The sequence below is a fragment of the Vreelandella nigrificans genome (assembly GCF_002374315.1).
In the GTDB taxonomy this organism is placed as follows: Bacteria; Pseudomonadota; Gammaproteobacteria; order Pseudomonadales; family Halomonadaceae; genus Vreelandella; species Vreelandella nigrificans.
Genome location: NZ_NWUX01000002.1, coordinates 212,415 through 233,382, shown reverse-complemented (window position 1 = coordinate 233,382; position 20,968 = coordinate 212,415). Strand labels below are relative to the sequence as shown.

Here is a 20,968-nt window from a genome sequence, read left to right as displayed (position 1 = left end):
GCCATTTTGCCAGACACCTTGATGGCTTGTCTTACTCATTACCCGTTGGTTAGTAGCCCATTAAAAAAACTTACCGCATTGGCCTCCAACCCTTCAAGGTAGTAACCACCTTCTTGCACTACCAATGTGGGTACGCTCAGGCCCGCCACCTTGCGGCCAAGCTCAGCAAAACCTGCGGTAGAAACGGCGACCTTGGCTTGGGGGTCGCACTCGTAGATATCAAACCCCAGCGCCAGCACGATGGCGTCAGGCTCGAACAGGCGAATGGCTTGGCAGGCCTGCTCCAGGCGGTCAAAGAACACTGATTCCTCTGAGCCGTGGGGCATTGGCAGGTTGAGGTTATAGCCCAGCCCCGCGCCGTGCCCGCGCTCATCCTCAAAGCCGGTAACCGCCGGGTAGAAGTTCGTGGTATCGCCGTGGATCGAAATATACATAACATCGTCGCGCTGATAGAAAATTTCCTGAATGCCCTGGCCGTGATGCATATCGGGATCTAACACGACGATGCGGGGGTAGCGTGAGGTGAGGCGCTGCGCAGCAATGGCGGCATTATTGAGAAAGCAAAAGCCTCCGGCGGAATCGATGCCCGCATGGTGGCCCGGTGGGCGCGATAATGCATAGGCGAACCGTTCGCCCGCCAGCAAAGCCTCAGCCCCGGCGACCGCACTCTGCGCCGCCCAATAGGCTGCCTGCCAAGTATGCTGGCCAATCGGGGCGCTACCGTCGGCCAAGTAGCGGCCTGCTTCCGCCAATATCCCCCGCAGGGCGTTGGGCGAACGCACAAAGATGTTGGAGATAACTTCGCTACCCCAATCTTCCCCAAGGGCATGCCAGCGCCGATAGGCACTTTCCAGAAAGCGCAGATAGGCTAGCGAATGCACCGCCCTTAACGGCGCCACGCCATGGTCCGCGGGCGCCTGAATATCAAACCCTAACTGCTTGGCGGCGGCCAGCAGCTGCGTAGCCCGTTCAGGCACTTCTTGGGGAATGCGCATCTTGCCACGGGAAAAGTAGGTCTGCGGCTGATGAAGCAGTTGGTCAGCGTGGAAGAACGTCTTCATCGACACTATCTCCGGTTTCGCCCACGCCCTTCACCACGAAATGGCGGGCAACGCCTATATGGTAGTCAATCGCCTCGCGGCAAGCAGCAGTGCTGCCACTATCCAACGCGTCGAGAAGTTTGAAATGGCTAGTCGCGATGGTCTCGGGGGCTTCGTGGGTTTTGGTAATTAAGGTAATGCATAGGCGCAGCTCATGGGTCAGGTCATCAAAGGCGCGCAGTAGTCGCCCATTGCCTGCGTGGTGCAACATCAAGCGGTGAAATTGAAGATCCTCCTCAATGCGGCGAGTGCCATCGTTACCGGCGGCGGCTTCACAAAGCACATCTACCTGTTGCTTCAAAGCACGTTGGGCCTCTGGCGTATAGCACTCGGCCAGGCGCTGAATAGCATGACGTTCCAGGCAGAGCCGTAAATCAAACACGTCTTCGAGTTCAACGGCATTCAACGCACGAACGAAGAATCCCCGGCGCGGTTTTGAGATCAGCAAACCACGACTTTCCAACAAACGAGCGGCCTCACGTACCGGCGCACGACTAACGCCTAAATCACGGGAGAGCTGTACTTCCGAAAGCCGCTCTCCAGGTAAAAAGTGTTGCTGAATAATTGCTTGCGTCAAATAGTCGGCCACCTGTTCAACAAGGTTTTGCTGTTGAATGAAAGCGCCGGCAGCTGCTGTGTAAGGGGCCATATTGTTTACTCTTATAGCGTGTTACGTGCTTTTAGTATGACGCAAAAAGGCCTACTGTCGACGGCCGATTGACGACTGTCGACAGTTTCACAAACCACTGCTATGTTCAAAAAGACCTTCAATAATGATGACAACAAGCGTTTTAACGAGGGTTTTAACGACAGTTTTATTAACGACAGTTTCAGCAACAGGCTCAATAACAAGCACAATCAGGCTACTCAGTCTCACGCCTCGCTCGCCTAACGATAACGTAAGCCCATTGCGTGACATGCTTTGGCCTAATAAACGAGGAGCTGTAAACGATGAAAACACCTTTGGTTTTGGCAATTTCCGCAGCCGCACTCACCTTTTCGTCCGTCACCCTGGCAGACAACCCAAAACAAGGTGGCACGGTGAATACAATTATTCAGCCGGAACCTCCCGGTTTAGTGTTGGGTATGATTCAAAACGCCCCTACCCGTACCGTGTCGGGCAATATCTACGAAGGCTTGCTTCGCTATACCACGGACCTGGAGCCTGTACCGCAGCTGGCCGAGTCTTGGGAAGTTAGTGACGACGGCCGCACCTACACCTTTCATCTGCGCGAAAACGTTACCTGGCACGACGGCGAACCCTTCACCGCCGATGATGTAGTGTTCTCCGCCGATGTTTTCCACCGCGAGTTGAACCCCAGCGCGCGGGCCGTCTTACTGCATGTGGAAAGCATCGAAGCAACCGATGATCATACCGTTGTATTTACCCTGACCGAGCCCTTCGGTCCTTTCTTGATTTCCTTTGAAGCAGGCACCTTCACAATGGTGCCAGCGCACCTCTATGAGGGCACTGACTTCCGTAATAATGAGCACAACGACCACCCTATTGGCACGGGTCCTTTCAAGTTTGCCAACTGGGATCGCGGTACTGTTATCGAGCTGGTTAAAAATGATGACTACTACGAAGAGGGGCTTCCCTACCTGGATGGTGTGAACTGGCACATCATTCCCGATGGCGGCTCCCGTGCGGTGGCCTTTGAGAATCGCACTATTGACGTACTGCCAAGCGGCACCGTTGAGAACTTCGATATTCCACGCTTATCCGCCATGGATAACGTCTGTATGACAGAAGAGGGGCACGAGTACTTCAGCCCTTTCGCTATGCTATGGATGAATAATCGTGAAGGCCCCACCGCCGACAAACGCTTCCGCCAGGCGGTGATGTATGCCATGGATCGTGAATTCGCTAAAGACGTACTGTGGAATGGCTTAGGCAATGTGCCTCTCTCAGCCTTTGGCTCCAATGCGCGCTTCCAGCATGACGGTTTAGAACCCTACGACCACAACCCAGACCGTGCCCGTGAGCTGCTAGAGGAGATGGACTACGACGGCGAAGAGATCACCATTCTACCGCTGCCCTACGGCGAAACCTGGACGCGCTGGGCAGAAGCCGTGCAGCAGAACCTACGTGAAGTGGGTATTAACGTCAGAACCCAAGCCACCGATGTGGGTGGTTGGAACCAGCGCCTGGGTGATTGGGATTACGACCTCGCCTTTACCTATCTCTTCCAATATGGCGACCCGGCTCTGGGTATTTCACGTACCTACCTTTCCGACAATATTGCCAAAGGCTCCCCCTGGAATAACGCACAAGGCTATGAAAATGAGCGTGTCGATGAGCTGTTTAACGCCGCAGCCACGGCTTTCCCCGATGAAGAGCGAGAAGCGCTTTACCACGAAGTACAAGAGATCCTGCACGAAGATGTCCCTGTTGGTTGGCTAATGGAGCTGGGCTTTCCAACCCTCTACCGCTGTGACGTACAAGACCTCGTGACCTCCGGTGTGGGTGTCAACGATGGCTTCAAAGATGCTTGGTTAGACCGCTAATCCAAAGCCACGCTCAGGCGGCGCAGGCTGCCTGGGTGTTACCGCTGCGTCAGGAAGGTGTCTATGGTTTACGCTCGCCTAATTATTATGCGGCTGCTTAAGGCCGTCGTCGTACTGTTTTTAATCGTTATTTTTAATTTCTTTCTGATCCAAATGGCTCCCGGTGATCCGGCGGCGATTCTAGCTGGCGAGGCTGGAGCCACTGATCAGGAGTTTCTTAACCAGCTACGCGAGCGATTCGGCTTAGACCAACCGCTTTATGTGCAGCTGTGGCGCTATGTATCGGGCATTGCCATGCTCGATTTTGGCTACTCCTACCGGCTAGGCGTCCCGGTGTTTGACCTTATTATGGCGCGGCTACCCGCCACCCTGCTGCTCACCGGCACCGCCTTTGTGCTTTCACTGGTACTCGGCATCGTGGCTGGCTCCATGGCCGCTGCAAGAGTCAAAAAGCCCTCAGGTTCGATCATTATGGCCCTGGCGCTGTTGTTCTACGCCACACCACTGTTCTGGGTCGCGCTGATGTCGGTGGTGGTGTTTTCGGTTTACCTGGGTTGGCTGCCCGCCTACGGCCTTTATACCGTGGGCGCTGGCCATACGGGCTTTGCCCTAGCCCTCGATGTTGCCAAACATCTGGTGCTACCCGCGACGACCTTAGCGCTGTTCTTTATGGCGATTTACACCCGCATGACGCGCACCTCCATGCTAGACGCCGCCCAGCAGGATTACGTCAAGACCGCCCGTGCCAAAGGTTTGAAACCGAGCATTATCCAACGCCGTCATGTGCTGCGTAACGCCCTGCTGCCGATCATCACGTTAGCGGGCCTGCAGGCGGGACAAATGGTCGGCGGCGCGATCCTGACCGAAACCGTGTTTGCCTGGCCCGGTATTGGGCGGCTGATGTTTGAAGCGCTGCAGCAGCGCGACTATAACCTACTGCTGGGAATTTTCTTCTTCTCGGCGGCCTTGGTCATCGTCTTCAATATCATCACCGATTTGGTGTACAGCCTGGCTGATCCACGTATCAAGAAGGGGGCCTCATGAGCTTTTTCGCACGCTTTGCGCAAAACCGTGGCGCCCTGGTGGGGCTGATTATTTTGCTGTTGATTATCGCCATGGCGATTCTTGCTCCGCTGCTGTTTCCTGAATCGCCCTGGCGCATGGTTCAGCGGCCCTTTTTGCCGCCGCTATCCCAAGATGGCTTTCCTCTGGGTACCGACACCATGGGCCGCAATGTAGCAGCAGGCATTATGCATGGTGCTTGGGTATCGCTATTGATTGGGCTGGTATCCACCAGCGTGGCACTGCTGATTGGCGTGCCGCTTGGCGCCATCGCCGGTTACTACGGCGGCATCATTGACGACATATTGATGCGCTTTACCGAGTTCTTCCAAACCATCCCCAATTTTGCGCTGGCGATTGTGCTGGTGGCAATTATGCAACCCAGCGTCACCTCAATCGTGCTGGCCATTGCGATTGTCAGCTGGCCCCCCGTAGCCCGCTTGGTACGCGCCGAGTTTATGTCGCTGCGCAACCGGGAGTATGTGGAAGCCGCACGCTTGGTCGGCCAATCCAACACCACGATCATTCTGCGTCAGATCCTGCCCAATACGCTGTCGCCGATTATCGTGCTGGCATCGCTCATGGTGGCCACCGCTATTTTGCTGGAGTCGGCGCTGTCGTTTCTCGGTTTGGGTGATCCTAACGTGATGTCCTGGGGCTATATGATCGGCGCAGCGCGCACGGTGATTCGCCAAGCATGGTGGCTAAGCTTCTTCCCTGGCGTGGCGATTCTGCTGACGGTACTGGCGTTAAACCTGGTGGGCGAAGGGTTAGATGACGCTTTGAACCCCAAACTATCCCGCGAGCGCTAGGAGCCTTTTATGTCTGTAACTACTGGGTCTGTAACTACTGGGTCTGCAACTACGGGGTCTGCAACAGAGAAACAAAGCGCTGAAACTGTCCTCAGCATTCGTGACCTCAACATTGCGCTGCCCAAAGGAGCGGATCGCGCCCTGGCGGTGGAGGACGTTAGCTACGAGGTGAAGCGCGGGGAGATCATGTGCGTGGTCGGCGAGTCTGGCTCCGGTAAATCGATGGCCGCTAACGCGGTGATGGGGCTACTGCCTAAGGGCGTGCACGCCACCCAGGGCGAGATACTGTTCGCGGGGCAGAACCTGCTCGCCCTAACGGAAAAGCAGCACCGCGCCCTGCGTGGGCTAAAAATCGGCATGATCTTCCAGGAGCCGATGACCGCCCTGAACCCACTAATGCGGGTAGGTGCGCAAATTGCCGAAGTGTTTGAGGCCCACGGCCAACTCACTCCTAAAGAGCGCCAGGCCCGCGCGCTGGAGCTGCTAATTGAAGTGGGCATTCCTCAGCCGGAGAAGGCCATTCGCGCCTACCCGTTTGAACTTTCCGGCGGCCAGCGCCAGCGGGTGATAATCGCCATGGCGCTGGCGCTGGAGCCCATTCTGCTGATTGCCGATGAACCCACCACGGCACTGGATGTGACTACTCAAGCGCAGATTCTTGAGCTAATTCGCGACCTTCAGCAGCGGCGCGGCATGTCGGTGATGTTTATCACCCATGACTTTGGCGTGGTGGCCGAAATTGCCAATCGTGTCTGCGTCATGCGCTACGGCAAGATCGTCGAGCTGGGTGATGCCAAGTCAGTGCTTGAGAACCCTCAAGACGCCTATACCCAAGCGTTGATTGCAGCAATTCCCAGCAATGCGGTGCCGCCCCACCGGGAGACCAGTCAGGTAGCACCATTGTTGGAAATCAAAGGGTTAAATAAAGTATTTCGCTCACGGGGCGGGTTGTTTAAGCCTGCCCGAGAAGTGCGTGCCCTTGAGGATGTATCGCTCACCTTGGCGCGGGGTGAAACGGTGGGCATTGTGGGCGAGTCAGGCTCGGGAAAATCTACCCTAGGCCGCTGCGTAGTGCGCTTGGAGCACCCCGACAGCGGCGAGCTGCTACTGGATGGGGTGAACCTTTCCCAACTCAGAGGCGATGCACTGCGTCGGGAACGCCACCGGGTGCAGATGATCTTTCAAGACCCTTACGCTTCGCTCAACCCACGTACCAAAGTGGGTATGGCGATTGCCCAGGGACCGATTGCCAACGGCACGCCCAAAGCCGCGGCGCTTAAGCAGGCGGGGGAGCTATTAGACATAGTGGGCTTGGGCGCCAGCGCCGTGGAGCGCTTCCCCCACGAGTTTTCCGGTGGCCAGCGCCAGCGCATCGGCATTGCTAGAGCACTAGCGCTTAACCCCGAACTGATCGTGGCGGACGAAGCCGTATCAGCGCTGGATGTATCGATTCAAGCCCAAGTGCTGGAGCTGCTGGAAGAGTTAAAACAGAGGCTGTCGCTTTCGTTGCTGTTTATTACTCACGACTTACGCGTCGCCGCGCAGATTTGTGACCGCATCGTAGTGATGCAGCATGGCCGCATTGTTGAGCAAGGCAGCGCCGAGCAGATTTTCCTCGCCCCACGTGAGGCGTATACCCAAGCGCTGCTCAATGCGATCCCTGGCCGCGAAGCCCCCGTGGCGGCGACTGCATAAGTTTGCAGAACAGGCTTTTCAATAGCTGGTTTAATATGGACAAAATGCGTTAAGGAACAATCATGCAGATAACCCTGGAGGCGCTGCGCGCTATTGTCGGCCCGGCCCATGTATTGACCGGCGACGATGTGCGCAGCCGCCGAGTGGATTGGATGACTGGTGCCCCCTGCCAGGCGGGAGCAATTGTGCGCCCAGCGGATACCGAACAAGTCGCCGCCGTGATGCGGGCTTGCCACGCCGTGCAGCAGCCAGTGGTTACCCACGGCGGCTTAACCGGGTTGGTGCACGGTGCAGAAGCTAGCCCGGATGAGCTGGTGATTTCCCTTGAACGCATGAGCGTGATCGAAGCGATTGACCAAGTGGGCGGTACCCTCACCGTACAAGCAGGCGCTCCGCTGCAACGGGTTCAGGAGGCCGCTAGAGAAGTTGGCCTACAGTTCCCGCTGGATCTGGGCGCTCGGGGCAGTTGCACCATTGGCGGCAATATCGCCACCAACGCTGGCGGCGTGCGGGTGATTCGCTACGGCATGATGCGCCAGCAGGTACTCGGCCTGGAGGCGGTAATGGCCGATGGCCGCGTGGTCAGCTCCATGAACCGCATGTTGAAAAACAACGCCGGTTTCGATTTAAAGCAGCTGTTTATCGGTAGCGAAGGCACCCTGGGGATTGTGACCCGTGCAGTGCTGCGCCTGCAGCCCCCTACGCCTAGCGAGCAAACGGCGATGGTGGCCTGCCCTTCGTTTGAGGCATTAACCCGGCTGCTCAGCCATATGGGCAAAGCGCTCGGCGGAGGCCTGGGTGCTTTTGAGGTGATGTGGCAAAACTACTATCGGCTACTCACTGAAACCTTGGGCCGCCACACCCCGCCGATTGCCACTGAACATCCCTTTTATGTGATCATTGATTCCCTGGGCAGCGATAGCGAGCGCAATGCCAACCAGTTCAGCGAAGCATTAGAAAGCGCGTTAGAGAGCAAGCTGATTGTGGATGCGGTGATTGCACAGTCGACTACCCAGCGCGACGGACTATGGGCGATTCGTGAAGATATTGAGGGACTGGTCAAGGGCCTTGCGCCGGTACTCACCTTCGATGTCAGCCTGCCGATTGCCGATATGCAGCGCTACACCAATGCCTTGGAAGCGCAGCTAACCCAGCGCTGGCCCGAGGCGCGTTTGGTGGTGTTTGGCCACCTGGGCGATGGCAATCTGCATATTTCGGTTTGCGCGGGAAGCGCTGAAGTGGAGGTTCGCCGCGAAGTGGAAGCGATGGTCTATCAGCCGCTAGCAGCGCTGGGCGGTTCGGTCTCGGCCGAACACGGCATCGGTCTGGAGAAGCGCCCTTGGTTAAGTACCTGTCGCTCCAGCGCCGAAATCGAGCTGATGTATACCCTTAAGCAGGCGCTAGACCCGCTGAATTTATTGAATCGCGGTAAAGTGCTTCAATAAACGCTTTAAGTTACTTATTAACACTTTTACTGTTTTAGGACTTTCTATGCCCCGTTATCCCCAGCACTTAACTGGCGAAGGCCCGCATAACCCCTTCCCGGGTATCAAAGTATTAGAGCGCCGCATTGGAAAGGAGATACCCCACCGGCTGGGCTCTAACGAAGGCCTGGATATGCCCCACCGCGCCCTGCGTGAGCACTTTGGCGATGCCCTGACCGAACACGTTTACTGCTATGGCGATGCCGAGGCACTGGGGGTGCGCCAACGCTTGAGTGCTCAGCAGAATATTCCGCTAGAAACGCTGTTGGTCGATGCTGGTGCTGATAGCTTAATCGCCCTGGCCCTGCGCACTACCTGTATGCCCGGTGAAACGGTGGTCTGCACGGCGGGAACCTACCCCACCTTTGGCTATTTCGCCAAAGGCCAGGGATGCCACCTGATTGAGCCCAGCTACTATGAAGCGCCGGGCATCTTAGCTCCTGACCTGGAAGCCCTGGCGGCGACTGCCCATCAGGAAAACGCCCGGCTGGTGTACTTGGCCAACCCGGATAACCCCAGCGGTCATTTGCATAGCGACAGCGCCATTCTCAAGCTACGTGAGGCGCTGCCGGACACCTGCTGGCTGCTGCTGGACGAAGCCTATGGGGACTTCCGCGATGACGCCAACAGCGAGTTCGCTGGTAAAGCAATCCCAGGGGTGATTCGCCTACGCACACTCTCCAAGGCTCACGGCCTGGCGGGGCTGCGCATTGGCTACGCCATCGCTGACCCTGAAGTGTTGGCGATGATGATGAAGGTGCGCATTCACTACGCGGTATCGTCGCTAACCCTGGCTGCTGCGGAAGTGGTGCTCGACCACCCTGACGAGGTTCACCAACACGTTGCCGATGTAAAAGCCCGCCGGGAGCAGTTGGCTGAGCGCTTCCGCGCATTGGGTGCCGACGTACTGCCCAGCGCCACCAATTTTATCGGCATTCGCCTGCCCAGCGCCGAACTCGCCGCTGAGGTACACCAGCAACTGCTTGCCGAAGGCGTTTTGGTCGCTCGTTTGGCGCACCCAGAGCTGGCCAATGTGATACGTATTACCGCCGTGCAAGCCGCGTTGGAACCCGGAAGATTGGACTCCCTTGAACAGGCTATTAAAGAGTACGCCTGATTAACTTGGTAAATTGGTCACTAGGTGCGAGGGCAGGTTGGAGCGAGGGTCTTTTGTCATGGATGACAAAAGTAGCGCCCATGGACGGGTTCACAGCGCCCTCGCGGAAACCTGCCCTCGCATCGGGGCATGCTGATTGCCCGCCACAATAGCCCTAAGGCGTTAACCAATGCCTGAAATCATCCAGCTCACCCCGCACCGCCTGACGATATAGAGCCTGTAGTTGAGCAGTGACGCTGTCTTGGCTGATGGGTTCGTTGACGGGTGGTGCGCCAGCACGTCCACCAATGCGGCGACCATCCAGCTCGCGAAGCGGGAGTATCTCGGCGGCGGTGCCAGTTAAAAACGCCTCATCGGCGGTGTATAACTCGTCGCGGGTTATCCGCCGCTCGCGCACCTCGATGCCCAACACTTTTTGCGCCAGCTGAATCACGCTATCCCGGGTGATGCCTTGCAGGCAGGAGGTCACTTCCGGGGTGTGCAGCACGCCATCCCGGAGCAAAAAGACGTTGGCTGCCGAGGCCTCGGCCACATAGCCTTCAGGGTCGAGCATAATGGTTTCATCAAACCCGGCTTTGATCGCCGTGTTCAGTGCCAGTATCGAATTGACGTAATGGCCGTTAGTCTTCGCCCGGCAGAGGCTGATATTGACGTGGTGGCGCGCCCAGGAAGAGGTCAGCGCGCGCAAGCCGTGGGTGGTGGCATGGGGCGAGATGTAGGGCCCCAAATCCCAGGCGGCCACCATGACGTGGGTGGTTAATCCTTGAGCACGCAGTCCCATGCCTTCCGCGCCGAAAAATACCGTGGGCTTGAGATAGGCATTGCCCAGGTTGTTTTTCGCTAGGCACTGGCGCTGTGCATCGATCAGCTCCGCTTCACTAAACGGCAGCGGCATATCCAGCGAATGAGCACTTTCTGCCAAGCGGCGGGTATGTTCAGCCGCGCGAAATAGATGCGTGCCGCTGGGGCCAGCGTAGGCGCGCACGCCCTCAAAACAGCCCATTCCGTAGTGCATCGTATGAGTCAACACATGCACTTTAGCCTCACGCCATTCCCGCCACTCACCATCCTGCCAAATCCAGCCATCGCGATCATAAAGCGGTGTCATCGGGTTGTTTGCTCCCACTGTTGGCACCAGCCATCGATCAATGTCTGCTGGTGCGGTTGCAGGGCCTGATAGCCCCAGGCGGCAATTTCATCGTTTTGCGGGTCGGGCACGGCAATGTCGCTGCCTGCCAGGGTCTGGATCACTGCGTGGCCGCAGAGCGGCACATAGCCTTCCGAATAGCCGCCTTCGTGTACAAACACTAGCTTGCCTTCACAGCAGCGCTCGGCCAGCGCTTTAAGCTGAGCGGTCATGGTGGCGAACGCTTGGCTATTGAGCAACATTTTGCCTAAGGGATCTTTAGCGCAGGCATCGTAACCGCAGGCCACCACGATGAGCTCGGGGTTAAAGGCTTCCAACGTGGGCAGCACCAGTTTTTCCATGGCGTAGGCATAGGCGCCTAGGCCACAGCCCGGCGGCAACGGCAGGTTGAGATTGGCGCCCAGGCCGGCGCCTTCGCCCTGCTCGTCAAAACTGCCGGTTTCCAGCGGATAGTTAGCCGCTTGGTGGAGTGAGACGGTCAACACATCAGGCTCGCCATAAAACGCCGCCTGCTGACTGTTGCCGTGATGAACATCCCAATCGAGTATCGCCACACGGTTCACCTGCCCCAAGGCCCGGGCGCGCATTACCGCCACGGGGATATTGCCCAGCAGGCAGAAGCCACGGCCTTGATCGGCTTCTGCATGGTGCCCCGGCGGGCGGCATAGGGCGTAGGCGTTGCTCACCTTTCCCAGCGCCACGGCCTCAACGGCGGCAATGGCCAGCCCTGCGGACTGCGTGGCCGCCGCCCAACTACCGGGCATGTAAGGTGCGCAGTCGCCGCCATTGCCGCCCCGGGCTTTATCCCCCGCCTGCAGTTGTTCCAGATAGCGCGGGGTATGAAAACGTAGCAGGTCATCCAGCGCGGCGGCGGGTGGTTTCACCACCTGAAGCTCGTCAATCAGCCCGCTGACTTCCAGGATATTTTTCAGCCGCCGTTTGCTCTCCGGGCTTTCCGAGGCGGCCTGGGGCTGCAAAAACTCACCGGGCGCAGAAAACACCCCTATCGCGCCCTGGTCATGCCAGAAGCAGCGTTCGTGCCAATAGAAGCCAGTACTGCTCATGCCGTAAAACCCTGCATAAAGGCAGTCAGATTGGCACTTAGATGCTCGGTGGGGTAGCCACCCTCCTGAACAATCACCATGGGAAGCGAAAGTGCTGCCAAAAGTTTACCTACTTCAACAAACGCCTCAGTTTCAACCTTAAGCCCCGCTAGCGGGTCATCTTTGTGGGCGTCTAAACCTAATGCTACCACCACGGCATCCGGCTCATAGCGCTGCAGGTGGTCAATTAGAATCGCCAGGGCATCGAGGTAGACATCGCCGTCGCTGCCTAGCGGTAGCGGCAGATTAATATTAGCGCCTACGCCCTCTTCGCAGCCCTCTTCGTCAGCACCTCCCCAAAAAAACGGGTAGAAGTCGCTAGGGTCGACGTGGAGTGAACCTGTCCAGACATCGCTGCGATTATAAAAAATATCCTGGGTGCCATTGCCGTGGTGCAGGTCCACATCAATGATCGCCACCTTGGCAAAGCGCTCGCGCAGTACGGTGGCGGCTAGCGCTGAATTGTTCAGCAGGCAAAAACCGCCGGCGCGCTCAGGCCCGGCATGGTGGCCCGGCGGCCGGCACAGCGCGTAGGCTGTGGGGGCACCATTGAGTACTTCTTCGGCCGCCGCTTCTGCGCTGGCAGCCGAAGCCAGCGCGCCTTGAAAACTGGTCGCGCTTAGTGGGCAGGCCATATCGTGCAAATGCCAGCCCGCTTGGCCAATGGGGTGGCGCGGGTAGTGGTGGCCGCCACCACAGGGGTGAATATTGGGGGCAACAAATTCTGCCGCGTTGGGCAGTTGCTGCCAACGGGCATAAATAGTGTCCAGAAAAGTCAGGTAACGCGGTGTATGAATCTGCTCCAGCCGCTTGCGTAGCACGGGAGAATCCGCCTTCGCAGGCGTTGTTAAGGTCAAACCGACGCCCGCTAGCCCTTTGCTAAGCAGCTCTGCGCGTACCGGCCCCTCCGGCGAAGGAGACGGCTGCCCCCGCAACAGAAAGGTCGCTGGCGCATGGTAGGCTTGATCGGGGTGGTAAAAGCATTTCATGATTAGTTCGCAATCCTTGGCAACCCGTTAATTAGAAAAGAGCCCCGATGAAAAGCGCTGTAATGAAATGCGCTAGGCTGGCAGGGCTTCCCATACCTCAATAGCAGCCGCTAAATCTTCCAGCGAAGCGCCTACCGATTTAAACAGCGTAATGGTGTCTTCACTGGCACGGCCAGTTTTTTCACCAGACAGTACTTCAGCAAGCTCTGCCTTAATGTCTTCAAAGCGGAATACCCCTTCATCGATCGCTTGAAGAATATCGCCCGCTTCACCTTTAGCACCTGCATAGGTATCAACAAACACGTCAGCTCGGTGAAGACACTCGGCATCGGTTTCGCGCATTTGGGGGCGGAAGGCACCAATCAGATCAAGGTGTGTGCCTGACGTTAGCCACTCCCCTTTAATCAAAGGTTCTGTGGAAAGTGTCACACAGCTAATAATGTCCGCCTCAGCGACGGCCTCTGCTAGTTCTTCAACCACAGAGGTTTCAAAGCGATCAGCGTATTCGTCTGCAATCGCTGTCGCTTTTCCAGGGTTACGCCCCCAGATAAGCACCCGCTTGATAGGCCGTACGCTGGCGTGGGCTTCAATCACCATGGGTGCTAGCTTGCCCGTTCCCACCACCAGCAGCGTCTCCGCGTTTTCATTTGCCAATGCCTGTGCAGCTAGGGCAGAGGCAGCCGCCGTACGGCGCCGGGTTAACTCACTGCCATCAATACAGGCTAGTGGCTGGCCGTACTTACCCTCACTGAGCAAGTAAAGTCCGGAAATCGCCGGAATACCGTAGTCGGCATTTTGCGGAAACACATTGACCATTTTAACGCCGATATAGCCCGCCGCTTCCCAGGCGGGCATGAGTAGCATCGTGGCTTCGCCATCTGGCCGATGCATGGCGTGGTGATGGCGTGGAGGAGACTCCACGCCATTCACAAAGGTGGTGTGTAGCCGCTTGATCAAGCCGTCCCACTTAAGCGTGTGAGCGACTTCTTCAGCAGAAACAACCCGCATATCAGGCCCCCGGCAGCGCCGCTACTACCATGATTTCAACTTTCCACTCAGGCTTGGCGAGCTTGGCTTCAAGTGCTGCACGCACGGGCGGGCGTCCCGGCACAACCCAAGCGTCCCAGGCCGCGTTCATTTGGTCGAACTCCGCCATGCTAGTAACCCAGACTTGCGCCGAAATCAGGTGCTCTTTTGAGGTACCTGCTTGGGCTAGCAATTGATCAATGCGGGTTAGCACTTGCTCGGTTTGGCCGCGCATATCCGCAGTGGCATCCGCAGGCACTTGGCCAGCGAGGTAAACAGTACCGTTGTGGATCGCGACTTGGCTCATACGCGCATTGCTGTCTTGGTAAGTAACGCTCATGGTGTTGCTCCTTAAGAGGGTATCTGCTGGTATAAAAGGATTCTTCAAAGAGTAAAGCGCTTACAGGAAAATTACTTGCCCGAAGCTGAGGTAGATTTGCCCGCAAGTCATGCAGGCAAGAAAATTTTATCATTAACGGTCAGGCGAAGGACTAGCGATCTGAAGAAGGGGCAAGCTCAAAGTGACGTCGATAGGCGCGGGAAAAACTGCCCTGATCGCGAAAACCGACCAGCATGGCGATATGCCCAAGGCTGAGTGCGCTATGACGCACCAACGTGCGTGCATGCTCTAAGCGCCTACGCTGCACATAGGTAAGCGGCGTTACACCGGTTAGCTCACGAAAACAGGCATGAAAGTGGCCAGGGCTTAAGGCACATAACGCAGCGAGCTGCTCAACCCGAATTTCATCCGCTAAGTGCTGGTCAAGCCAAGCATCCAAGCGTTCCAAATCAAGCCGGTCGCTAACACAGCGAACCCCAATCTGGTCGGCTACCTGTTTTGGCTCGCCTTGAAGGTACATATACAGCGCCCGCAGTAGTAGCACGGCAATTTCATTTTGCAGTGCAGGGCACTGCTCTAATTGATGAGCCAGGGCATGGGTCAGTTGATTGAGCGCAGGAGGTACGGTAAAAAAACGCGGCTTATCAAAAAGGCGCTCAATCTCGCTGCCTTTTTCAAGTGAGGCTAGATGGGCAATGGGAATATCCAGCACCAGCGTGCGGTTGCAGCCATCGCCCACATACTCATGATGCCGCGACGAAGGGATCAAGCAGCCTCGGCGCGCCGTAACGCGCTCACTTTGACCCTCCATGGCAAGCTCCGTGACGCCGCATGTCGCCAGAATTAACTGGTGAAAATCGTGGGAGTGGGAGACCTGCTCAGAGGCTAAATTGCGATTATGCAGCTCAAACTGAACCATGGACGTACCATTTGGTTGTACGTTGATGATTCCACTATAAAACGGCTGCAAATAGAAAAGCTAGAGAGCACCACCACAGACAGCTCCCCCGCTCTCTATCCGTAAAGAGCCATTAGCAAGATGCATTCGGGCAAAGCTAGCCTCGCTTTCTAATGGGGCTGTACGCAGTAAACTTTAATGGATCATGGCGTGCTATGAGGACAGTCAACTCCGAGAGAATCAACCACCAACCTGATTTGATCTCGCAACCAAACTAACCCAACATCCTTGTCTGCCCATACCGCCCAATTCATGGTTACTGGCGGGAAACTGAGAGGAATCGGCATGTCACAAAATGCCAGCCCGAATAGCGGTGCATACTGCTCGGCAATCCTTCTCGGCACGGTCGCCACAAGCGGTGCATTGCGTGCTGCGGCAAGCAATGGCATAAAATCAGCGGCTGCCAAGATGACATCAAGCTCTATTCCCAATCCAGCCAAGGCATCACCAACACAGCCCGCCATATTTCCCGTCTGAGATAGAACCGCATGTCGAGCGCCAAGATAGTCGTTACGTGACAATGGCGGGGCTAATCGACAGAGATCGGCATTAAAGCAGCAGACCACATTGGATTCGAACAGCATTTCTCCAAGATGGCGTGACTGTTTACAGCCAATAGCCAAATCAATCTCGCCCGAATCCATCATTAGCTCCACTGTTTCGACCGACACCGCACGGCTTAGTAGCCTGACTCCCGGTGCAGTTGACTGCAGTCGATCCATCAATGCAGGCAGCAGAACCATCTCCATTTCGCCGGTAATACCCACCCGAAAAACCCGGTCTGCTGTTTGTGGCTCAAAACTATCCGTTGCCTGCAGCGCACTTTGCGCCTGGGTCAAAGCAGCCCGCACCGGCCCTGCCAGCGCTCTTGCCTTGGCTGTCGGCTGCATTTTTTGCCCGACACGGACGAACAGGTCATCCTGCAATAACATCCGCAGCGTCGATAAATGATGGCTCATTGCCGACTGGCCAATGCGGAGCTTCTCAGCAGATTTGGTTACACTCAACTCTTGCATCATTGCGTCAAACGCGATCATGAGGTTGAGGTCAAACGAACGTAAATTGAAATGATCAATATTATCCATGACTGGCATCGATTTGATTGCTAACCAATGGAAATATACCTTTTCTTCACCGCGTTACAAGCCGCCGGTTAAATATCGGCTATTTAAATTGAGGGGGAGTGTTTTGATGATTTCACGCAGAGATATGCTTAAAGGCTCGCTTGCTGCCGTTGCCATCGGAGCGGCGGCCAGCACTGTGTTCATTCCATTGCATGCAGTAGCCAAAGCACCGCTGGTGGGCACGCAGGCGCCTGGCTATTACCGCCTGATGGTGGGGAATGTCGAAGTCACCGCGCTTTCGGATGGTACTGGTCTGTTTCCGATTGCCGACCTTTACCTGAATATCACGCCCGAACAAGCCCGCACGGCACTTGCCAATGCATTTCAAGGCACGCCAACCCATTTGTCGGTCAATGCCTATCTACTGAATTTCGGCGACCGGCTTATTCTTCTGGATGCTGGCACCAGTGACCTGATGGGGCCAGACTTGGGCAAACTGACAAGCAACATCATCGCATCAGGCTACCATCCCGACCAGATTGATGATGTGGTGATTACCCACATTCATCCCGACCATGTCGGTGGGCTTGTCCTAAACGGCCAAAAGGTGTTTGCCAACGCAATGGTGCATGTGCCGAAACTGGATGCAGAATATTGGTTTAGTGCTGAAAATCGTGAACAGGCCCCTGACGACGCCAAGCAATTCTTTGATCAGGCTGTCTCGTCAACAAAGCCTTATCTCGATAGCGATATGCTCAGCACCTACGACACAAATGCGCCAGCCATTCCTGGGATGATTAACTCAACCCACCGCCCAGGCCACACTCCCGGCCATAGTGCATTATGGTTTGAAAGCAACGGTGAAAAATTTGTCTATTGGGGCGATATCACCCATGGCGATGTCGTGCAGTTTGACGATCCTGGCGTGGCGATTGCCTTTGACGTTGACCCGGACCAGGCGGTTATCACTCGCGAAGCAGCCTTTGCCGAAGCTGTAGCAGAGAAGTACATGGTGGCGGGTTGCCATATCGCATTCCCTGGTATCGGGTACGTGGTCGAAGACAGCACCATGTTTGACTGGGTAGCCATAAATTATCGCGCCGATGTCTGACCACCCTCCCCAACCTCGACCTGCAAATATCACACGCAGTAATGCCCACATGCTCGACCAAGGGTTGCACAGCACTGGGAAGCGGTGCCATATCTAAACGCAGCTATCTACGGGCATGCAGCACTAACCGCCTGGAGAAGACAGGCACAAAAAAGGGCTTAACGATAAACGTTAAGCCCTTTTGCAATTTGGTGCCGGTGGCCAGACTCGAACTGGCACACCCGTAAAGGCGGCGGATTTTGAAGCCTTTTCTTTTCAGCATGTTACGACATACTAGGCGTATTTTCTGGCTTCGCCGCCTTCTCAACAGCCTGTTTTAATCTGCATTGGCATACCTCGATGGACACTTTGCTGTCACATCACCGACGACTATGCAGAATCGCGCATCTTCAAAAAATTGCTCCCCTAACGCTTTAAATCCGAAGTTTTCTTGTTAATCTTTATTGGCTAATATTTGCTTAGAAAGCATGGATAATGAAAAAAAACATCTTTATTGTTCTTCTGACATTTCTGCCCCTCTCTGCCCACGCTGAGATTTTCCGGTGTGTCTTAAATGGCACAACCACCTTTCAAGATTCCCCATGTGAAGGCGTTCCTTCTGAACGGGTAAATACCAACAACCTGAACATCGTTCCCTTTCCTCAGATACACTCACAGCCTCCAATTACACAACCTACTACTCCTCAGCGCCCACAACAGAGGGCAAATACACCTAGCCGCTACCAATCCACTATTGATCGGCGTAACGCTGAAGTAAAGGCACGTAATCGCGGGGTGGTTATACCTGGCATGACTGAACGGCAGGCTATTAGCATACTGGGAACCCCCTCCAGCATTTCCACCCATACTTATGATGGTAACGTCTGCCGTAACCTTTACTGGAATGGCACCAACCGCTTTCAGCGCGGTCGGCATTCGGTGAGGATCTGTAATGGTGAGGTTTCTAGTTATTCAGGAAACTAATTCTTACTTTTAACAGCTTTGATAAGCTCAGCTAGACCGCTTGTCAAATCTGGATAGTGCCATTCGCTAGTTTTAATGTCAGAATAAATAAATTCTATGAATTTCTCATTAGCATGCTGCCTTTCACTATCTTTAATCTTTCTCATCTGTTCCTCATGAAAAACAGCGATAGAAGTTTTTAAATTTATTTGACTTAAAGTCTGTTCAAATTGATCGTTTTTACGGGCTGCCATTCTTAACAATAAACCTACACCCAGAGCGAGTACAAAAAAACTTCCATATACTCTATATTCTTCTCCTCCACTAATAGCGTATATTCCCGCTAACAGCGGCAAAGCCAACAAAACAATTTTATATAATAAAACTTCCTTACCAGTCCAATAAAGATTTTTCTCAATCTTTTCGGAGTAATTATGGAAACCTGAAAAAAGAGATGTAAAACCTAAATCATTTTTTATCAACTCAAGCTTTTCACTGCTACTATTAGCACTCTCTTCTACATTAACCACTCTATCTTCCATCTTCCCTAAGGACTCATCAAATCTTTTATCTAACTCTTTTAAATATACAGATTTAGCTCTTTCCTCCAGCAGCTTATATTTATACAAGTCATTATATTTTTTATTTAACTCAACAACTCTTTCAAAAACATCTTTGTCATTATTTATTTCTTCAATAAAATTTCTATACTCATAATCAAATCCTTTGTTTTTTTCGACTCCTTTTCCAATAATCATTAACTCTTTATTCACTACATATATAAAACTTGTGCAATTTACTATAAAGTCATCTTTCCGTAATGCGCCAACATTCCCAAAAAAAAACTCGACTATATCAATCCAACATTCAAGGCTATCATTGATATTTATCTCATGACAATTTACTTTAATTTTATCAAAAAAATAAGATATAAATTTTATACGGGCTTGGTCATCTTCATTTGAGGCATATTCATTTAACTTATTAACAGCTATTGTTAAATAACGCTCAGTACTAAAATCACTCATAATTTACCTTTTTATCCACAATGCCTTCCCCCTGAATACCAACTATCCACAACCCTTTGCGCTAGTTGGTACCCGTCCCTGTTTGCTTCAACTCGCGGCGCGCCCTCTCTATATCAGGGCTTACTTGTCCGCACACTTCATCTACCTGCCCTGTCATTAACCAAAGTGTGTATTTAGGCCACTTCTTGCATACAGCTTCTAAAAGGTCACCTTTTGGCACCCTTCCTGTCTGTTCAATACCTTCTAATGTTTTCTTAGCAATTCCAATAAGTTGCGAAAACTCTCCTCTTCCTGAAGTTTCCACCTCACGAATTTGACGAATTTTATAGGCAAGTTCGCTTGACATATACTCAACTCTGAGTAACCTTAGATATGAGTGTACTCTATTTTAAGTACATCGCTATTCACACCAATCTCTTGTTTTTTTGGTGCTGATTGCAGCCTACCACAACATGCCACAGCGAGCAGGTACAGCATGGAAACGAGCAACACGCCCCACGTCCCCGCACCCCAGGTGCCCGTTATGACGATAGAGCGTTTCTCCGAGCTAACTGGCCTTTCCCCCGACACCGTGCGGGGCCAGCTTAACCAGGGGAATCTCCCGCTTATCAAAGTGGGTCGTCGTCGCCTCGTTAACGTCGCACTCTTTACTGCTGAGTGCCTTCAATCGGAGGACTGGCAGTGATGACTTCTATTGCCCCCCAAGCTCCCGTTGTGACCCTAGAAGCCCCCAATACGCTCATGGACACCGATACCTTCGCTATCCACGTTCAAGAACTCTTGATGGACGACCAGCGCGCTCCTGGCATGGTGTTGCTTCACCATCACATTTCCAAAGATTTTGAAGAGGGTGGTTTCAGCTTCATCAACGTCCCTGCGGCTCACATGCTGGCACTAGACCTTGATGACGCCACCATCACCCGTATGGCCAACATTGACGAAGGTCGCCGTTACAGCATCGTTTTCAAGCACTACCAGCACGCCCAGGCCTACCTCGCCAAGCACTACGGCCTACCCCTGGCCGATCCTCGCGACCCCGCACCTGCCGATGCCTCCCCTCGTCGTTCGGTCATTGTGGTACCCGCGCCTTTATCCACACCCCCACGGCTAACGCGTCGCCCGTTATCCACAACGGCCTTTAGCCCTTTCGGAGTTATGCACATGAGTAAAAAACAGCCCATTCGGGTCTTTCTCGACCAAGAGATTCACAGCCGCTACTTGATCCAGGCAGGCACCAACGGCCTGACCCCCTCCGCCCTGGGGGAACACCTGATTCAGTACGGTCTTACCCAGCTGGAACGCGGCGAAAAAGCCCCGCTGAATGTTCCTGCTGGTGACGCCTCCCCCGCTCCCCACGGCAACGAGGCTTGATCCTGTGTCCCCTGCCCGTCATCCGTCGCCCTTCGGTCGCACGGTGCCCTTAGCCAGCAACGGCCAGCCTGTCAACCCCTGGTCGGGGGTTAGAGCAGGGGTTGACAGGCT

Annotated in this window: 21 protein-coding genes; 10 read left to right on the top strand and 11 right to left on the bottom strand. The window is 54.6% G+C overall.

Going from position 1 to position 20,968, the window contains the following annotated elements; translation table 11 throughout:
- Window positions 1-38: 38 nt before the first annotated feature.
- Window positions 39-1,061, bottom strand: coding sequence for a histone deacetylase family protein (locus CPA45_RS04295; RefSeq protein ID WP_096650399.1), 1,023 nt, complete (start codon window positions 1,059-1,061; stop codon window positions 39-41).
- Complete coding sequence (locus tag CPA45_RS04290) at window positions 1,039-1,749, bottom strand: GntR family transcriptional regulator (RefSeq protein ID WP_096650398.1); 711 nt, start codon at window positions 1,747-1,749, stop codon at window positions 1,039-1,041. The genes CPA45_RS04295 and CPA45_RS04290 overlap by 23 nt, the downstream gene beginning before the upstream one ends.
- A 302-nt stretch (window positions 1,750-2,051) precedes the next feature.
- On the opposite strand from CPA45_RS04290, the gene CPA45_RS04280 reads away from it, so the two are divergent.
- The 6 genes from CPA45_RS04280 (at window position 2,052) to CPA45_RS04255 (ending at window position 9,778) form a co-directional block, all read left to right on the top strand.
- Window positions 2,052-3,608 (top strand): ABC transporter substrate-binding protein, encoded by a 1,557-nt coding sequence (locus CPA45_RS04280; RefSeq protein WP_096650396.1) that lies wholly within the window; start codon window positions 2,052-2,054, stop codon window positions 3,606-3,608.
- Between the two features lie 63 nt (window positions 3,609-3,671).
- A complete protein-coding gene (locus tag CPA45_RS04275) occupies window positions 3,672-4,652 on the top strand; it encodes an ABC transporter permease (RefSeq protein ID WP_096650395.1) in 981 nt (326 codons plus the stop codon).
- The gene (locus CPA45_RS04270; RefSeq protein ID WP_096650394.1) at window positions 4,649-5,482 is read left to right on the top strand and encodes an ABC transporter permease; all 834 of its coding nucleotides are present in this window, start codon (window positions 4,649-4,651) and stop codon (window positions 5,480-5,482) included. The genes CPA45_RS04275 and CPA45_RS04270 overlap by 4 nt, the downstream gene beginning before the upstream one ends.
- Window positions 5,483-5,491: 9 nt before the next feature.
- Window positions 5,492-7,177 carry an ABC transporter ATP-binding protein gene (locus tag CPA45_RS04265; protein ID WP_244287523.1) on the top strand — a complete coding sequence of 562 codons (1,686 nt, stop codon included), beginning with the start codon at window positions 5,492-5,494 and terminating at the stop codon, window positions 7,175-7,177.
- A gap of 62 nt (window positions 7,178-7,239) precedes the next feature.
- Entirely contained in the window at window positions 7,240-8,622 is a 1,383-nt protein-coding gene (locus CPA45_RS04260) for an FAD-binding oxidoreductase (RefSeq protein ID WP_096650393.1), read from the top strand.
- Window positions 8,623-8,668: 46 nt separating this feature from the next.
- On the top strand, window positions 8,669-9,778 hold the full coding sequence (locus CPA45_RS04255; protein WP_096650392.1) for a pyridoxal phosphate-dependent aminotransferase: 1,110 nt from the start codon (window positions 8,669-8,671) through the stop codon (window positions 9,776-9,778).
- 154 nt (window positions 9,779-9,932) lie between these two features.
- Here the strand turns inward: CPA45_RS04255 and CPA45_RS04250 are convergent, their stop codons facing one another.
- The 7 genes from CPA45_RS04250 to CPA45_RS04220 form a co-directional block, all read right to left on the bottom strand.
- Complete coding sequence (locus CPA45_RS04250) at window positions 9,933-10,886, bottom strand: branched-chain amino acid transaminase (protein ID WP_096650391.1); 954 nt, start codon at window positions 10,884-10,886, stop codon at window positions 9,933-9,935.
- On the bottom strand, window positions 10,883-11,989 hold the full coding sequence (locus CPA45_RS04245; protein WP_096650390.1) for a class II histone deacetylase: 1,107 nt from the start codon (window positions 11,987-11,989) through the stop codon (window positions 10,883-10,885). Before CPA45_RS04245 ends, CPA45_RS04250 begins: the two co-directional genes overlap by 4 nt.
- On the bottom strand, window positions 11,986-13,017 hold the full coding sequence (locus CPA45_RS04240) for a histone deacetylase family protein (protein ID WP_096650389.1): 1,032 nt from the start codon (window positions 13,015-13,017) through the stop codon (window positions 11,986-11,988). The genes CPA45_RS04245 and CPA45_RS04240 overlap by 4 nt, the downstream gene beginning before the upstream one ends.
- Before the next feature lie 72 nt (window positions 13,018-13,089).
- Window positions 13,090-14,025 carry a bifunctional Delta(1)-pyrroline-2-carboxylate/Delta(1)-piperideine-2-carboxylate reductase gene (gene lhpI / locus CPA45_RS04235; RefSeq protein WP_096650388.1) on the bottom strand — a complete coding sequence of 312 codons (936 nt, stop codon included), beginning with the start codon at window positions 14,023-14,025 and terminating at the stop codon, window positions 13,090-13,092.
- Between the two features lies 1 nt (window position 14,026).
- The gene (locus CPA45_RS04230; RefSeq protein ID WP_078088606.1) at window positions 14,027-14,383 is read right to left on the bottom strand and encodes a RidA family protein; all 357 of its coding nucleotides are present in this window, start codon (window positions 14,381-14,383) and stop codon (window positions 14,027-14,029) included.
- 151 nt (window positions 14,384-14,534) lie between these two features.
- A complete protein-coding gene (locus tag CPA45_RS04225; RefSeq protein ID WP_096650387.1) occupies window positions 14,535-15,302 on the bottom strand; it encodes a helix-turn-helix transcriptional regulator in 768 nt (255 codons plus the stop codon).
- 182 nt (window positions 15,303-15,484) lie between these two features.
- Window positions 15,485-16,426: a LysR family transcriptional regulator gene (locus tag CPA45_RS04220; protein ID WP_165771504.1), complete on the bottom strand. Its 942-nt coding sequence runs from the start codon at window positions 16,424-16,426 to the stop codon at window positions 15,485-15,487.
- 106 nt (window positions 16,427-16,532) lie between these two features.
- Here CPA45_RS04220 and CPA45_RS04215 point away from each other — a divergent pair, with 106 nt between their 5' ends.
- Together CPA45_RS04215 and CPA45_RS23250 are read left to right on the top strand one after the other, a co-directional pair.
- Window positions 16,533-17,516 carry an MBL fold metallo-hydrolase gene (locus tag CPA45_RS04215; protein WP_096650385.1) on the top strand — a complete coding sequence of 328 codons (984 nt, stop codon included), beginning with the start codon at window positions 16,533-16,535 and terminating at the stop codon, window positions 17,514-17,516.
- 474 nt (window positions 17,517-17,990) lie between these two features.
- Window positions 17,991-18,479 (top strand): DUF4124 domain-containing protein, encoded by a 489-nt coding sequence (locus CPA45_RS23250; RefSeq protein WP_096650384.1) that lies wholly within the window; start codon window positions 17,991-17,993, stop codon window positions 18,477-18,479.
- Here CPA45_RS23250 and CPA45_RS04205 read toward each other — a convergent pair.
- Together CPA45_RS04205 and CPA45_RS04200 are read right to left on the bottom strand one after the other, a co-directional pair.
- Window positions 18,476-19,486, bottom strand: a complete 1,011-nt coding sequence (locus CPA45_RS04205; protein WP_096650383.1) for a hypothetical protein — start codon at window positions 19,484-19,486, stop codon at window positions 18,476-18,478. The two genes, CPA45_RS23250 and CPA45_RS04205, sit on opposite strands and share 4 nt — an antisense overlap.
- Before the next feature lie 61 nt (window positions 19,487-19,547).
- Window positions 19,548-19,832, bottom strand: a complete 285-nt coding sequence (locus CPA45_RS04200) for a transcriptional regulator (RefSeq protein WP_096650382.1) — start codon at window positions 19,830-19,832, stop codon at window positions 19,548-19,550.
- A 129-nt stretch (window positions 19,833-19,961) separates the two neighbouring features.
- Between CPA45_RS04200 and CPA45_RS04195 the strand changes: the two genes are divergently transcribed.
- Together CPA45_RS04195 and CPA45_RS04190 are read left to right on the top strand one after the other, a co-directional pair.
- On the top strand, window positions 19,962-20,171 hold the full coding sequence (locus CPA45_RS04195) for a helix-turn-helix domain-containing protein (RefSeq protein WP_244287522.1): 210 nt from the start codon (window positions 19,962-19,964) through the stop codon (window positions 20,169-20,171).
- Entirely contained in the window at window positions 20,171-20,857 is a 687-nt protein-coding gene (locus tag CPA45_RS04190; RefSeq protein ID WP_096650380.1) for a hypothetical protein, read from the top strand. The genes CPA45_RS04195 and CPA45_RS04190 overlap by 1 nt, the downstream gene beginning before the upstream one ends.
- Window positions 20,858-20,968: the final 111 nt, after the last annotated feature.

What these genes read in the sequence shown, in the direction of transcription:
- CPA45_RS04295 (WP_096650399.1), bottom strand. Translation starts at nt 1,061, where the DNA reads ATGAAGACGTTCTTCCACGCTGACCAACTGCTTCATCAGCCGCAGACC.
- CPA45_RS04290 (WP_096650398.1), bottom strand. Translation starts at nt 1,749, where the DNA reads ATGGCCCCTTACACAGCAGCTGCCGGCGCTTTCATTCAACAGCAAAAC.
- CPA45_RS04280 (WP_096650396.1), top strand. Translation starts at nt 2,052, where the DNA reads ATGAAAACACCTTTGGTTTTGGCAATTTCCGCAGCCGCACTCACCTTT.
- CPA45_RS04275 (WP_096650395.1), top strand. Translation starts at nt 3,672, where the DNA reads ATGGTTTACGCTCGCCTAATTATTATGCGGCTGCTTAAGGCCGTCGTC.
- CPA45_RS04270 (WP_096650394.1), top strand. Translation starts at nt 4,649, where the DNA reads ATGAGCTTTTTCGCACGCTTTGCGCAAAACCGTGGCGCCCTGGTGGGG.
- CPA45_RS04265 (WP_244287523.1), top strand. Translation starts at nt 5,492, where the DNA reads ATGTCTGTAACTACTGGGTCTGTAACTACTGGGTCTGCAACTACGGGG.
- CPA45_RS04260 (WP_096650393.1), top strand. Translation starts at nt 7,240, where the DNA reads ATGCAGATAACCCTGGAGGCGCTGCGCGCTATTGTCGGCCCGGCCCAT.
- CPA45_RS04255 (WP_096650392.1), top strand. Translation starts at nt 8,669, where the DNA reads ATGCCCCGTTATCCCCAGCACTTAACTGGCGAAGGCCCGCATAACCCC.
- CPA45_RS04250 (WP_096650391.1), bottom strand. Translation starts at nt 10,886, where the DNA reads ATGACACCGCTTTATGATCGCGATGGCTGGATTTGGCAGGATGGTGAG.
- CPA45_RS04245 (WP_096650390.1), bottom strand. Translation starts at nt 11,989, where the DNA reads ATGAGCAGTACTGGCTTCTATTGGCACGAACGCTGCTTCTGGCATGAC.
- CPA45_RS04240 (WP_096650389.1), bottom strand. Translation starts at nt 13,017, where the DNA reads ATGAAATGCTTTTACCACCCCGATCAAGCCTACCATGCGCCAGCGACC.
- lhpI (WP_096650388.1), bottom strand. Translation starts at nt 14,025, where the DNA reads ATGCGGGTTGTTTCTGCTGAAGAAGTCGCTCACACGCTTAAGTGGGAC.
- CPA45_RS04230 (WP_078088606.1), bottom strand. Translation starts at nt 14,383, where the DNA reads ATGAGCGTTACTTACCAAGACAGCAATGCGCGTATGAGCCAAGTCGCG.
- CPA45_RS04225 (WP_096650387.1), bottom strand. Translation starts at nt 15,302, where the DNA reads ATGGTTCAGTTTGAGCTGCATAATCGCAATTTAGCCTCTGAGCAGGTC.
- CPA45_RS04220 (WP_165771504.1), bottom strand. Translation starts at nt 16,426, where the DNA reads ATGGATAATATTGATCATTTCAATTTACGTTCGTTTGACCTCAACCTC.
- CPA45_RS04215 (WP_096650385.1), top strand. Translation starts at nt 16,533, where the DNA reads ATGATTTCACGCAGAGATATGCTTAAAGGCTCGCTTGCTGCCGTTGCC.
- CPA45_RS23250 (WP_096650384.1), top strand. Translation starts at nt 17,991, where the DNA reads ATGAAAAAAAACATCTTTATTGTTCTTCTGACATTTCTGCCCCTCTCT.
- CPA45_RS04205 (WP_096650383.1), bottom strand. Translation starts at nt 19,486, where the DNA reads ATGAGTGATTTTAGTACTGAGCGTTATTTAACAATAGCTGTTAATAAG.
- CPA45_RS04200 (WP_096650382.1), bottom strand. Translation starts at nt 19,832, where the DNA reads ATGTCAAGCGAACTTGCCTATAAAATTCGTCAAATTCGTGAGGTGGAA.
- CPA45_RS04195 (WP_244287522.1), top strand. Translation starts at nt 19,962, where the DNA reads ATGGAAACGAGCAACACGCCCCACGTCCCCGCACCCCAGGTGCCCGTT.
- CPA45_RS04190 (WP_096650380.1), top strand. Translation starts at nt 20,171, where the DNA reads ATGACTTCTATTGCCCCCCAAGCTCCCGTTGTGACCCTAGAAGCCCCC.